Below are 11,807 nucleotides of genomic sequence, written 5' to 3' on the forward strand. Positions count from 1 at the left end.
AGCTGTGGGTGGCGGACTTCACCTACGTCTCGACCTGGCAGGGCTTCGTGTACGTGGCCTTCATCATCGACGTGTTCGCGCGCTACATCGTGGGCTGGCGGGTCAGCAGTTCGATGCAGACCGACTTTGTGCTCGATGCGCTGGAGCAGGCGCTGTACGCGCGCCAGCCCTGGCGTCACGGCGGGCTGACCCACCACAGCGACCGCGGCTCGCAGTACGTCTCGATCCGCTACAGCGAGCGGCTGGCCGAGGCCGGCATCGAGCCTTCTGTAGGCAGCACCGGCGACAGCTACGACAACGCGTTGGCCGAGACCATCAACGGGCTGTACAAGGCCGAGATCATCCACCGACGCGGGCCGCGGAAGACGCGCGAGGCGGTCGAGCTGGCCACGCTGGAGTGGGTGTCGTGGTTCAACAACCAGCGGCTGCTGGAGCCCATCGGCTACATCCCGCCGGCCGAGGCCGAGGCGAACTACTGGCGCCAGCAGGCGCAGGCCTCATCGACAACGACGGCTGCCAAAGAGGTAGCCCTGCAGGAGGGTTGAACCATGAGTACATGGCCCAACCGGGAGGCCTCCGGCGGCCCCTGCGGGGGGCTGGAAGACAGAGAATCCAAAAGCCCAAGCAGCCAACTTGACCGTCAGACCAGCCGGGTCTGACTCAAGCCAACAGGCCTCCTCGAAACCCGGTGCGGTTCATCTCGGTGGCTCCTTCGGTTGCTTGCGAGGCAACCCGCATGCTCTCGCATGCGGGTCGAAGGAGCCGCCACCTCAGCTCACGCGTTCAACAGACTTTGGGACATCGCCGGCTTGGTACCAGGTGCCGTCAGCTTGCCGGCAGCTGACGCCTTCACCCAGTTGCGCAGCGTCTGCTCGACCAAGCCCAGCTCCTTGGCTGCCACCACGATGCCCATCGACTGGGCGTGCTTGACGGCCTGTTCCTTGAACTCGGCCGTGTACTCCTGCTTCAGTATCTTCTTCACTTCTCGTCCTTTAGGTCTCAATGTCAGCCATCGACCCTTGGAAGACGAAAAACGGCGGGCAGCTCACTCCCGCGAACCCTGCGCAAGGCTCTTGTCGCGGGCACTGAGGCGTGGCCCGGCTGCCCCCAGCTGTCCCTGGCTGCCGTCACCCGGCCGCTGGCGTGGCGTCGAAATCCAGGTCCACGCCCAGGCCGGGCCGATCGGCCAGCACCAGCTCGCCACCGACCCGCTCGAACGGCAGTGCAGCCACTTCGTCGAACAGCAGTTGGTGGACCATGTGGTACTCCACCGATTCCGCGTTCGCCGTGGCCGCGGCAACGTGGGCATTGGCCACCAGGCACACCAGCGACGACGCGGCGTGGAACGACACGCTGCGGTGGAACGCATCGGCCAGGTCGGCCACCCGCAGCGCGGCGCTGATGCCACCGCACAGGATGACGTCGGCGTGAACGACATGCACACCGGCCAGCACCAGCTCGCGGAACTGGTCCATGCCGTAAGCGAACTCGTTGCCGGCGATGGGCACCGCGCCGCGCGCGCACAGCTGACGGAGTCCCTCCAGGTCGCCCGGCAGGACGGGCGCTTCGAGGAAGTGGATGTCGAACCGCTCCAGCTGCCGCGACATCCGCAGTGCCTCGTGGGCCGTGTAGGTGTACAAGGCATCGACCATCAGACGCACGCCCGGGCCGATGGCTTCGCGCACGGCCCGCACGCGGTCAACGTCTTGGGCGATCGGCAACCCGCCGATCTTCATCTTCACCGCCGTGAAGCCCTGCCTGACGTAGCCGAGCATCTCGGCCGCGAGGTCGTCAGGCGACTTGTCCGGACCGTACAGGCCGCCACTGGCGTACACGGGCACGCGATGGCGGGCGCCGCCCAGCAGCCGGTACACGGGCAGGTTCAGGACCCGTCCGGCCAGATCCCACAGCGCGGTGTCCAGCGCGCTGATGGCCGCAAAGGCGGTTCCGCCGCGGCATGCGACCACCGTGCCCTCGACCCATTCGTGCCAGAGCTGGCGGATCGACAGCGGGCAGCGGCCGATCACGCGTGGGGCGAGGTCGCGCTCGATGATGGCAACGACGGCGTCGGTGGTGCCGCCGTCGCAGTAGGCCTCGCCGATGCCGCGAAGTCCGCTGTCCAGCAGCAGCTCGACCAGCACCACACGCTTTTCGTTCCAAAGCGTGCGTGGATTCCACGCGGGCCGCTCGCTGCGGCGGACGACGACCCGTGTGCGCACGGCGCTGACCGTGCCATGCCGGCCCTCATCTGGGAACGGTGCCACTGGCGGCATGCGCGTGTGGGTTCTGCGTTGGCTTCGGGGGCAGCGCCAATCAGCCCAGCTGCGCGCCCAGGCGGTTGAGCTGTTGCCGGATCTCCCGCCCGGACAGGGCGCGGGCGGGTGTGTTCTCCTCCAGGCTCAAGGATGCCGCGAGCCCGATGGCCTGGCCATAGGGAAAACATTGCTCCGTCAGGCGCGCCGAGGCCATGGCCTCGTGCTCGGCCGACAGGCAACGCCCGGCAACCAGCAGCCGCTCGCCGACCACCGGGACGAAGCATTCGTAGGGGATCTCGTAGAAGTCGTCGTGGGTCCACACCAGCTTGGGCCTGGCGCCCGAGTGCAGCTCGATGGGCCACGGCGATCGGGCGATGCCGCATGCGTTCTTGACGGCACCTGCAACGTCCGCATTGGTGAGCGTGGCCACGCCCCTGATCTGGCGCGACTGCCGGATGCCGACCTGAACCCCCGTGTCGTTGACCACCGCGTTCTCGCAGCCGCTCAGGTGCCGGCGTATGAACCGGGCATAGGCCTGGACCTGGCGGCGGCCCTCCTGCTCGGCCTCGGTGAGATCGCGCGCCGACAGCGGCGACCGCTCCCGGCCGTCGCGACCGACGACACGTGTCGCATTGCACAGCAACTCGCCTTGCCGCGGCGTCGGAAACAGGAAGATTTCGCGCCGCGGCAGAGGATCGGGGTGGCCGTCGTCCGCACCGATCAGGTCCGCAATGTCGGCGCCAAGGATCGAGTCGGGCCCGTGGGCGGCCAGGAAGCGCGCGACGTCGACGCCCATCATCCTGAACATCATCGTCGGGTTCTGGACCTTGCGCTCGTCCCCGAACCTCGTGTCCAGCCCCGCCATGGCAACGACATCGGCGTCGCCGCTCGCGTCGATCACGAACCGGGCACGGACATCGACCTTGCCCTGCTTGGTGTAGAGCCTTGCACCTTCCAGACACTCGCCCTGGTGCCAGACGTCGGTCACCAGCGCGTGCAGCAGCACCTCGACGCCGGCGTCGGCCAGCAGGCCGTCGGCCACCTGTCGCCACGCGAGGGGGTCGTGCACCCGAGTAAAGGTCTGGCCGTAGCGCACCGGCGGCCCCAGGCCGCCGAGGCCTTCCATTCGCTCGATGAACTCGTCGACTAAGCCGTGAACGAGCTTTTCCGGCGCGGCGTCCTCGCGCTCATGTGCCGCGTACAGGCCACAGATGGTGCCCGACAGCCCGGCCACGGCGCCGCCACCGCAGAAGCCGTAGCGCTCGACGAGCAGCACCCGGTGGCCACGACGCGCCGCCGTGACCGATGCCGCCACGCCGGCAGCGCCCCCCCGACGACCAGGATGTCGGTGTCAAGCTGCGTGATGGCTCGGTGGTCCTGGGGCAGGTTCGACGGGTTGTCGGCGGCGGAAGTCTTCACGGGAAACTCCTGATGCGGTCCTGCAACATGGCCTTGGTTCCATAACATGCTATCGTTAGAATGTTAAGCAATCCTCGAAGCCACGCCGCAATGTCCCGCCCAGCCGCCGAGTTGCCGAACGAGCACGCCGTCCCCAGGGCTGGCGGCCGCGTCCGAGCCCCCATGCGGCGGGACTCGCGCACCCCGATGACAACACCCCGTGATGCTGGGGCCCCGCTGTACCAGCAGATCCACAAGCTGCTGCTGGGCAGGTTGGAAGCAGGCCGCTGGCAGGTCGGCGACAAGCTGCCGGCCATTCCCGAGCTGGCCGAGGAATTCTCGGCTTCGGTGGTGACCATCCGTCAGTCGTTGGCGCTGCTGGAGGTCGACGGCATCGTGCGGCGCCAGAGGGGCGTCGGCACGACCGTGGTTCGCGACCTCACCCGGTTGCGCTGGGTGTCCCTGCCGGTCACGCTCAAGCAGTTGATCGAGACGCTCAAAACGGTGCAGCCCCGCGTGTTGAACCTGCGCCGTGGCGCCTCGCTGCCGGAGGTGCCGATCGGCGTGGACGAGCGCGCGTCGGCGTCGTATGTGCGCATGCGCCGGCTGCACCATGTGGGCGACAGCCCGTACTGCCTGATCGACTTGGCGCTGGACGAACGCCTCTACCGCCAGGCGGCCCGGCAGTACGAACGCTTGCCGGTGCTGTCCATCATGAGCGAGCAGGGTGCTCTCAAGGGTGTGGCCGCCCGCCAGCAGCTGACGATCCGCGTCGCCGAGGTCGACGAAGCCCGGCACCTGCGCATCGAGCCCGGCGCCGCAGTGGCAGAAGTGCGCCGCACGATCGTGGACCGCGACGGTGTGGTGACCTACGCGGCTGTCGTGCTGTACCCGTCGCGTGTCGTCAGGCTTGACATGAACCTCTTGACCGACTGAAGGAGACCCCCATGGATCGACGTCGTGCATTGAAATCCGCCGCTGCCGGTGCGGCCGCCTGTGCAGCGCCCTGGCTGGCCCGGGCGCAGTCCTGGCCCAGCAAGCCCGTCACCTGGGTCTATCCCTATGCGGCAGGTGGCGGTGCCGACCCGCTGGCGCGCGCACTGGCGGCCATCGTCGGCCCGCGGCTTGGCCAGCAGATCGTGGTCGACAACCGCACCGGCGCGGCCGGAATGATCGGCGCGACGGCCGTGGCCCGCGCACCAGCCGATGGCTACACCTTTCTCTTTTGCGTTTCGAGCGAGATTGCCATCAACCAGTGGCTGTACAAGAACATGACCTACGACCCCGAGGTCGATCTGGTTCCCGTGTGCCGGCTGACGACACTGCCTTTCGCGCTGGTGTCGTCCCTGGCCTCCAGGCTGGGCTCGGTGGCCGAGGTCGTGGCGGCCGCAAAGGCCAGCCCGGACAAGCTCACGTTCGGCCACCCCGGCAGTGGCACCCTGCAACACATTGCGGGCGAGTTGCTGCAGCGTGCGGCGGGCATCCGGTTCACCCAGGTGCCCTACAAGGGTATCGCCGCGGTCACCACCGACGTGCTGGGAGGCCACGTCGACCTCGCCCTGGTCGGGCTGTCGACAGCATTGCCGCATGTCCGAGCCGCCCGCATGCACGGGCTGGGGCTGTCGTCTGCGGCGCCTGTGCCCGGCGTGCCTGAGCTGGCCCCGCTGGCACGGCAGGATCCGTTCCGCTCATTCGACGTTCTGCAATGGTTCGGCATGATGGCGCCCAAGGGCACGCCGCCGCCGATCGTCGAGCGCATGCAGGCCGAGTTGTCTGACGCCCTGAGGCTGCCTGCGATGGCCGCGCAGCTGGCCAGCCAGGGCTTGACAAGCGCGTTCCTTCCGGCCGGCGAGTTCGGCGCGTTCATCGCAGGCGAGCGGGCGAAGTACGAGCGCGTGATCAAGGAGGCCAACATCACGACGGGCTGACGGGCACGGCGTGCACGGCTTGCCGAAGGAGACGATGCCGGTGCGCATCGACAGGCTCGAGTGCTGGGTTTTGCGGGTTCCGGTGCCGCAACCCGTGGTGACCTCCTTCGGGGTCATGGACAGCCGGCCGGCGCTTTTCCTGCGCGTCAGCGCGACGGACGGTGCGTGGGGCTGGGGGGAGGTCTTCTGCAACTTTCCCCAGGTCGGTGCCGAGCATCGCGCCCGTCTCATACACAGCGTGTTTCGGCCGCTGCTGGCTGGTCGCGACAGCGATGAGCCTGCGCAGCTGTGGGCGGCGCTTGAGCAGCAGACCCGGCGCCTCGCGCTCCAGTGCGGCGAACCCGGCCCCTTTGGCCAGATCATCAGCGCCATCGACCAGGCCCTGTGGGACATGGCGGCACGTCGCGCGGGCCAGCCGCTGTGGCGGCTGCTGGCGCGCCCCGGGGCCACAGGACGCGTCCGCGTCTACGCGAGCGGGATCGGGCCCGAGCAGGTCGGCGAATTGGCATCCTGTGCGCGCCGATGTGGGCACACGGCGTTCAAGTTCAAGGTCGGCTTCGGCCCGCAGGTGGATCAGCGGAACTTTGCCGAGATCCGCGCCACGCTGGGGATGAACGCGACCGTCATGGTGGATGCCAACCAGGCCTGGGAGCCAGACGATGCGGCGCGGCAAGTCGATGGGCTGGCACCTTTCAATCCATACTGGGTCGAAGAGCCGATAGCTGCCGATGAGCCGGCGGCCGACTGGCTGGCCCTGGCGCGACGATGCGGCGTGCCGCTGGCGGCGGGAGAGAACTTGCGTGGCCGAGCGGCTTTCCGAGACGTGCTGTCAGCCGGTTACCTGTCCTTCGTGCAACCCGACGTTGCCAAGTGGGGTGGCATCTCCATTGGCCGCGAGATCGCCGAACAGGCACAGGACCTCGGGGTCACCTTCTGCCCGCACTGGCTGGGCGGCGGCATCGGTCTTGCGGCGTCTTTGCACTTGCGCGCGGCCATGGGTGAAGGCGGCTTCGCCGAGGTCGACGTCAATCCGAATCCGCTGCGCGACGAGGTGTGCCCAGTCGATGTGAATGACGGCTGGGTCACCCTTGCGACGCAACCGGGGCTTGGTGTCGAGCCGGATCTGCGTCGGCTTGCACGCTTTCTTCAGGCACAGTGAAGCTCTGAGCATCCCAGGCCCATGCCCGCGCCCGGCGTTCGCGAAGAAACGATGGTGCTGCTGCGCTACAAGGCGAACGGCAGCGCGGAGATGACCGATACGTCATTGGTGCGAGCCTGCGGCGTTGTCGGACGCCGTGGTGCGAGCCCGTCTCTGAGCATGGTCCGCAGGTCGTCGGCGACAGTGGTGAGCGGCGAGAGCCGCATCCCGTTTAAGAGATCGAGTCGTGATCGACGCCTTGCATGGCGCTGCCGTTCATCGACGATGGTGAGGTACGGCATGGCAATGCGCAAGCGAGAAGACGAGGTGCTCCCCAACGCCGCGGGCATCGACATCGGGGCGTCCAGCCACTGGGTGGCGGTGCCGCGACAGTTGGCCGAGGCTGCCGGCTGCGATCCGGTGCGCGAGGTCGGGGCGATGACGGCGGACTTGGAAGCGCTGGCGGCTTGGCTGGTGAGTCACGGGCGCGCCTACGGTGTCGCGGTGGCGAACCTGCCCGGCGGGCGCGGCGACGGGCAGCCGATCACGACGCTGATCGACCTCGAGGCGGGCACGCAGCCGGTGCACTACTTCGCCGGTGCCGCCGACACGACGCTGCTGCTGGCCGGCAGCGGCGGCTGCGGGCTGCTCGCGCGCGCGGGCGACCTGCGCGCGCGCCAGCGCGCCAGCGCGGCGGCAAGGCGTTCCTGAGCGTCGAGGCGGGCGAGAGCGTGCTGGCGCCGGCCGTCGTCGCCCCGACGCACGACAAGGTGGCGTGCGTCGCGGCCGACGGGCGGCTGCTCGTCTTCGGCCTCGACGAGCTGAAGCTGCAGCCCAACGGCGGGCGCGGACTGACGCTGATGGACGTCGATGCGAAGACGCCGCTGCTATCGGTGACGACGCTTGGTGATGCGCTGACACTGCACGGCCGCGGCCGTGGGGATAAGGCGAAGGACGCGGTGCTGCGCGCCGCGGCCCTTGCAGCCTATGTCGGGCGGCGTGCACGCAAAGGGCGCAAGGTCGAGGGCTTCAGGCAGATCGAGCGTCTGACGGGCTGATCGCGTCGTGCGCGCGACCGTGACCGCACCGCGACGAGGGAGTCGGCTGCCGCCAGATACTCGGGTCCCCCGAGGCTACGGAGCACTGGCATGGCACAGTGGCGCAAGAAGACGCCCGACGAGGTCTACACCGCCGAGGAGATCGCCGCGCGGCTCGCCGACGAGCTGCCGACCTGGACCTACGAGGACGGCTGGATCCGGCGCAAGTACCGCACCAGCGGCTGGAAGGGCACGCTGATGGTCGTCAACGCGATCGGCCACCTCGCCGAGGCGGCCTGGCACCACCCCGACCTGACGGTGTCGTACGCGTTCGTCAACGTCAAGCTGATGAACCACGCCGCCAAGGGCGTGACCGACAAGGACTTCGAGCTCGCGCGCAAGATCGAGGAGGTCATCATGTGGCGGCCGGGTGCGCAGCCCGGCTCGGCGCTCGAGGGCACCCCCGACGACCCGCGCTTCAAGTACCTCAAGTACGACTGAGCGCCGGGGCCCGACGGTTCGGCGCCCGCAGCAGCGCGAGCGCGCCCACCGCGATCGCCGCGTACAGCGCGAGGCTGTAGAACTCGTACGGCACGCCCCACAGGTCGACGGCGGCGTCGATGCAGCTCGCGCGCGCCTGGAACACGTCGGGCAGCCAGGCGTCGAGCCGCAGCGCCGCGATGAAGCGCTCGGGGAACGTGAACGCGCACGACTCGGTTTTCGCCGCGACCCGGTTCTGGTACAGCGCGGCGGCCACGCCCGACAGCGCGAGCGCGAGCGCCAGCGTCGCTGCGACGATGCGGCCCGCCGCACCTCGCCACAGCAGCCCGAGCCCGCACGCCGCCGCGATCGCGACGAAGATCAGCCGCTGCAGCACGCACCACGGGCACGGCTGCATGTCGTAGACGTGCTGGCTGACGAGCGCGGCCGCCACGGCGCCGGTGGCGAGCAGCGCCCCGGCCGCGAACGTGCGCGTCGCGGCGCTCACCGCACCTGCGCGATCAGCTCGATCTCGACGCAGGCCCCAAGCGGCAGCTGCGCGACGCCGAACGCGCTGCGCGCGTGCGCGCCGGCGTCGCCGAAGACCTGGCCGATCAGCTCGGAGCAGCCGTTGGTCACGAGGTGCTGCTCAATGTAGGTCGGCGTGCTGTTGACGAGGCTGAGTACCTTGACGATGCGCACGACGCGTTCGAGGTCGCCGTCGACGGCGGCCGCCAGCGTGCCCAGCAGGTCGATCGCCACCGCACGCGCGGCGGCCTTGCCTTCGTCGGTCGTCATCGTCAGCCCGAGCTGGCCGACCCACGGCTTGCCGTCCTTCTTCGCGATGTGGCCCGACAGGAACACGAGGTCGCCGCTTCGCACGAACGGCACGTAGGCGGCGGCGGGCACCGCCACCGGCGGCAGCGTGATGCCCAGCGACTGCAGGCGGGCGTGGACGGACATGGCGGTGTCTCTCGACGGGCGATGCGGGGCACGCATCGTACACGCGGCACCGTGGCGCGGCGCCGCGGCGGCCGATGCCGGTCGGTCGCGGCGGCGCGGCCGAGGCGGCGGCACCCCCGAGGTGGCGCCGCTCCCCACTTCGGATGGATGGGTGGCGCGCGCACCGGCGGCCTAGCGTCGGCGCATGCGCGATCGCAGTTTCGCCGGCTTTCGGCTGCTCGGGCTGGGCGTGGCCTGGCTGGCCGGCACCGGCGCGCAGCTCGCGCGCGCCGAGGTGTGTCCTGCCGGGTGGGCGCTGCCGTTCGGCCTCGCGTGTCTGGGTGCGGCGATCCTGCTGCGACGGCACGCGGTCCCGTGCCTGCTGCTCGTGGCCGCCGCGGCGTTCGGCCTGGTCGAGGCGCGCGCCGCATGGCGCCTCGCCGAGGCGCTGCCGCCCGCGCTCGACGGGGCCGACGTCGAACTCGTCGGCACCGTCGCGAGCCTGCCGCGGCAGATCAGCGGCGGCGTGCGCTTCACGTTCGAGGTCGAGGAGGCGCGCTGGCGCGGGGAGCCGGTCGCGGTGCCGCGGCGCGTGTCGCTCGGCTGGTACCGGGGCTGGCACGACGCCGCGCTGCTGGCCGGGCCGCCGCTGGATGTGCAGGCCGGCCAGCGCTGGCGCCTGACCGCGCGGCTGCGGCCGCCGCACGGGCACCGCAACCCGCATGGCTTCGACCACGAGCTGTGGCTGTTCGAGCGCGGCATCCGCGCCAGCGGCTACGTGCGCGCGGCGGCCGGCATCGCAGCGCCGCGGCTGCTCGCGGTCGACGCGGCGCACCCGGTCGAGCGCGCGCGCCAGCGCGTGCGCGACGCGATCGCGGCGCGCGTGGCCGACCCCGGCGCGGCCGGCGTGCTCGCCGGGCTCGCGGTCGGCGACCAGAGCGCGATCGAGCGCAGCGACTGGGATCTGTTCCGTGCGTCGGGAACCGCCCATCTGGTCGCGATCAGCGGCTTGCACGTGACGATGTTCGCATGGGCGGCCGGCGGCCTGACCGGCTGGGCGTGGCGGCGCAGCGCGCTGCTGCCGCTGTGGCTGCCGGCGCCCGCCGCCGCGCGCTGGGGCGGCGTGCTGGCCGCCGCCGCGTATGCCGTGTTCGCCGGCTGGGGCGTGCCGGCGCAGCGCACCGTGTGGATGCTGGCGGCTGCTGCGGCCGTCGCGAGCCTGGGGTTGAACTGGCCGTGGCCGCTCGTGCTGCTGGCGGCGGCCGTGGCCGTCAGCGTGGCCGATCCGTGGGCCTTGCTGGAGCCGGGCTTCTGGCTGTCGTTCGTCGCCGTCGCGCTGCTGATCGGCTCCGAGCCGGCGCGCCGCGCGGCGGCCACGCAGTCCGCGCCGTCGTGGCCCGCGCGCGCGGCGCGCACCGTGCACGGTGCGCTGCGCACGCAGGCCGTCGCCACCGTCGGTCTGGCGCCGCTGACGCTGGTGCTGTTCCAGCAGGTCTCGCTCGTGGGCTTCGTCGCCAACCTGCTCGCGATTCCGCTCGTCACGCTGGTCGTCACGCCGCTCGCGCTGGCGGGCATCGTCGCACCGCCGCTGTGGGACGCCGCGGCGGCAGCCGTGGCCCTGTGGACGGCGTTGCTGGCCGCGCTGACCGCGGGGTCGTGGGCGGTGTGGACCGCGCCCGTCGCGCCGTGGTGGGTGCAGGCCGGCGGGCTGCTCGCGGCCTGGCTCGCGGTGGCGCCGCTGCCCGCGCGCGTGCGCCTGCTCGCACTGCCGCTGGCGTTGCCGCTGCTGTGGCCGGCGGTCGAACGCCCCCCGCACGGCGGCTTCGACCTGCTCGCCGCCGACGTCGGCCAGGGCAGCGCGGTGCTCGTCGTCACGCATCGGCACGCACTGCTGTACGACGCCGGGCCGCAGTACAGCCGCGACAGCGACGCGGGCCAGCGCGTACTCGTGCCGCTGCTGCACGCGCTCGGCGTGCGCCGGCTCGATGCGCTCGTGCTCAGCCACCGCGACAGCGACCACGTCGGCGGCGCCGCGGCGGTGGTCGCGGCGCTTCCGGTGGACCGCATCGACAGTTCGCTGCCGGCCGGTCACCCGCTGCGTGCGGTGCCAGTGCCGCAGCGGCGCTGCGAGGCCGGCCAGCGCTGGCAGTGGGACGGCGTCACGTTCGAGGTGCTGCATCCCCCGGCCGAGGACCACGACAGGGCGCTGCGGCCCAACGCGCTGAGCTGCGTGCTGCGCGTCGTCGACGCGGGCGGGCGCCGCGTGCTGCTGGCCGGCGACATCGAGGCGGCACAGGAGGCGGCGCTGGTGCAGCGGCACGGCGCCGCGCTGCGCAGCGACGTGCTGCTCGTGCCGCATCACGGCAGCCGCACGTCGTCGAGCGCCGACTTTCTCGATGCGGTGTCGCCGCGCGTGGCCGTCGTGCAGGCGGGCTTTGCCAACCGCTTCGGTCATCCGGCAGCCGATGTGCTCGAGCGCTACGCCGAGCGCGGCATCGACGTCGTGCGCAGCGACCGCTGCGGGGCCTGGCACTGGCCGGCCGCGGCCGCACCGACCTGCGAGCGCGAGCGCCGCCGGCGATACTGGCATCACCGCTTCTGACTCCGACGCCCGACGCGCACGTGCCGT

The 11,807-nt window shown here is 70.9% G+C and carries 12 protein-coding genes and 2 pseudogenes; 8 read left to right on the forward strand and 6 right to left on the reverse strand.

Going from position 1 to position 11,807, the window contains the following annotated elements:
- On the forward strand, positions 1-545 hold a 545-nt coding region (locus tag DRV96_RS13595; protein WP_119292035.1), incomplete at its 5' end, for an IS3 family transposase.
- A gap of 242 nt (positions 546-787) precedes the next feature.
- Here DRV96_RS13595 and DRV96_RS13600 read toward each other — a convergent pair.
- The 3 genes and pseudogenes from DRV96_RS13600 to DRV96_RS13610 form a co-directional block, all read right to left on the reverse strand.
- Positions 788-982, reverse strand: a pseudogene (locus DRV96_RS13600) (transposase); the annotation flags it as partial.
- Positions 983-1,127: 145 nt separating this feature from the next.
- The gene (locus DRV96_RS13605) at positions 1,128-2,273 is read right to left on the reverse strand and encodes a mandelate racemase/muconate lactonizing enzyme family protein (protein ID WP_119292038.1); all 1,146 of its coding nucleotides are present in this window, start codon (positions 2,271-2,273) and stop codon (positions 1,128-1,130) included.
- A 40-nt stretch (positions 2,274-2,313) separates the two neighbouring features.
- Positions 2,314-3,531 carry an FAD-dependent oxidoreductase gene (locus tag DRV96_RS13610; protein ID WP_235823404.1) on the reverse strand — a complete coding sequence of 406 codons (1,218 nt, stop codon included), beginning with the start codon at positions 3,529-3,531 and terminating at the stop codon, positions 2,314-2,316.
- A gap of 329 nt (positions 3,532-3,860) precedes the next feature.
- On the opposite strand from DRV96_RS13610, the gene DRV96_RS13615 reads away from it, so the two are divergent.
- From DRV96_RS13615 to DRV96_RS13625, 3 genes are read left to right on the forward strand one after another with little or no spacing between them, the layout of a single operon-like run.
- Positions 3,861-4,589 carry a GntR family transcriptional regulator gene (locus tag DRV96_RS13615; protein ID WP_162911059.1) on the forward strand — a complete coding sequence of 243 codons (729 nt, stop codon included), beginning with the start codon at positions 3,861-3,863 and terminating at the stop codon, positions 4,587-4,589.
- A gap of 11 nt (positions 4,590-4,600) precedes the next feature.
- Positions 4,601-5,581, forward strand: a complete 981-nt coding sequence (locus tag DRV96_RS13620; RefSeq protein WP_119292042.1) for a Bug family tripartite tricarboxylate transporter substrate binding protein — start codon at positions 4,601-4,603, stop codon at positions 5,579-5,581.
- 34 nt (positions 5,582-5,615) lie between these two features.
- Positions 5,616-6,740: a mandelate racemase/muconate lactonizing enzyme family protein gene (locus DRV96_RS13625; protein WP_119292098.1), complete on the forward strand. Its 1,125-nt coding sequence runs from the start codon at positions 5,616-5,618 to the stop codon at positions 6,738-6,740.
- A 65-nt stretch (positions 6,741-6,805) separates the two neighbouring features.
- Here the strand turns inward: DRV96_RS13625 and DRV96_RS18125 are convergent, their stop codons facing one another.
- Positions 6,806-7,021, reverse strand: coding sequence for a hypothetical protein (locus DRV96_RS18125; RefSeq protein ID WP_162911060.1), 216 nt, complete (start codon positions 7,019-7,021; stop codon positions 6,806-6,808).
- Between DRV96_RS18125 and DRV96_RS13630 the strand changes: the two are divergent.
- From DRV96_RS13630 to DRV96_RS13640, 3 genes and pseudogenes are all read left to right on the forward strand, one after another.
- A pseudogene (locus DRV96_RS13630) lies at positions 7,020-7,205 on the forward strand (IS110 family transposase); the annotation flags it as partial. The gene DRV96_RS18125 and the pseudogene DRV96_RS13630 sit on opposite strands and share 2 nt — an antisense overlap.
- Positions 7,206-7,450: 245 nt before the next feature.
- On the forward strand, positions 7,451-7,777 hold the full coding sequence (locus tag DRV96_RS13635; RefSeq protein WP_119292044.1) for a hypothetical protein: 327 nt from the start codon (positions 7,451-7,453) through the stop codon (positions 7,775-7,777).
- Positions 7,778-7,867: 90 nt separating this feature from the next.
- Positions 7,868-8,257, forward strand: coding sequence for a 4a-hydroxytetrahydrobiopterin dehydratase (locus tag DRV96_RS13640; RefSeq protein ID WP_119292046.1), 390 nt, complete (start codon positions 7,868-7,870; stop codon positions 8,255-8,257).
- On the opposite strand, the gene DRV96_RS13645 is transcribed toward DRV96_RS13640, so the two are convergent.
- Both DRV96_RS13645 and DRV96_RS13650 read right to left on the reverse strand, forming a co-directional pair.
- Positions 8,244-8,744 (reverse strand): disulfide bond formation protein B, encoded by a 501-nt coding sequence (locus DRV96_RS13645; RefSeq protein WP_119292048.1) that lies wholly within the window; start codon positions 8,742-8,744, stop codon positions 8,244-8,246. The genes DRV96_RS13640 and DRV96_RS13645 overlap by 14 nt on opposite strands.
- Positions 8,741-9,199, reverse strand: coding sequence for a RidA family protein (locus DRV96_RS13650; RefSeq protein WP_119292050.1), 459 nt, complete (start codon positions 9,197-9,199; stop codon positions 8,741-8,743). Before DRV96_RS13650 ends, DRV96_RS13645 begins: the two co-directional genes overlap by 4 nt.
- Before the next feature lie 184 nt (positions 9,200-9,383).
- Between DRV96_RS13650 and DRV96_RS13655 the strand changes: the two genes are divergently transcribed.
- Positions 9,384-11,780, forward strand: a complete 2,397-nt coding sequence (locus tag DRV96_RS13655; RefSeq protein ID WP_119292052.1) for a DNA internalization-related competence protein ComEC/Rec2 — start codon at positions 9,384-9,386, stop codon at positions 11,778-11,780.
- The last annotated feature ends 27 nt before the right edge of the window (positions 11,781-11,807 follow it).

The sequence above is a fragment of the Azohydromonas sediminis genome, from assembly GCF_003574675.1.
In the GTDB taxonomy this organism is placed as follows: Bacteria; Pseudomonadota; Gammaproteobacteria; order Burkholderiales; family Burkholderiaceae_C; genus Calidifontimicrobium; species Calidifontimicrobium sediminis.

Bases quoted from the DNA above. Each gene is read 5' to 3' on its own strand.
- DRV96_RS13605 (WP_119292038.1), bottom strand. From the start codon at position 2,273: ATGCCGCCAGTGGCACCGTTCCCAGATGAGGGCCGGCATGGCACGGTC.
- DRV96_RS13615 (WP_162911059.1), top strand. From the start codon at position 3,861: ATGACAACACCCCGTGATGCTGGGGCCCCGCTGTACCAGCAGATCCAC.
- DRV96_RS13620 (WP_119292042.1), top strand. From the start codon at position 4,601: ATGGATCGACGTCGTGCATTGAAATCCGCCGCTGCCGGTGCGGCCGCC.
- DRV96_RS13625 (WP_119292098.1), top strand. From the start codon at position 5,616: ATGCCGGTGCGCATCGACAGGCTCGAGTGCTGGGTTTTGCGGGTTCCG.
- DRV96_RS18125 (WP_162911060.1), bottom strand. From the start codon at position 7,021: ATGCCGTACCTCACCATCGTCGATGAACGGCAGCGCCATGCAAGGCGT.
- DRV96_RS13640 (WP_119292046.1), top strand. From the start codon at position 7,868: ATGGCACAGTGGCGCAAGAAGACGCCCGACGAGGTCTACACCGCCGAG.
- DRV96_RS13650 (WP_119292050.1), bottom strand. From the start codon at position 9,199: ATGTCCGTCCACGCCCGCCTGCAGTCGCTGGGCATCACGCTGCCGCCG.
- DRV96_RS13655 (WP_119292052.1), top strand. From the start codon at position 9,384: ATGCGCGATCGCAGTTTCGCCGGCTTTCGGCTGCTCGGGCTGGGCGTG.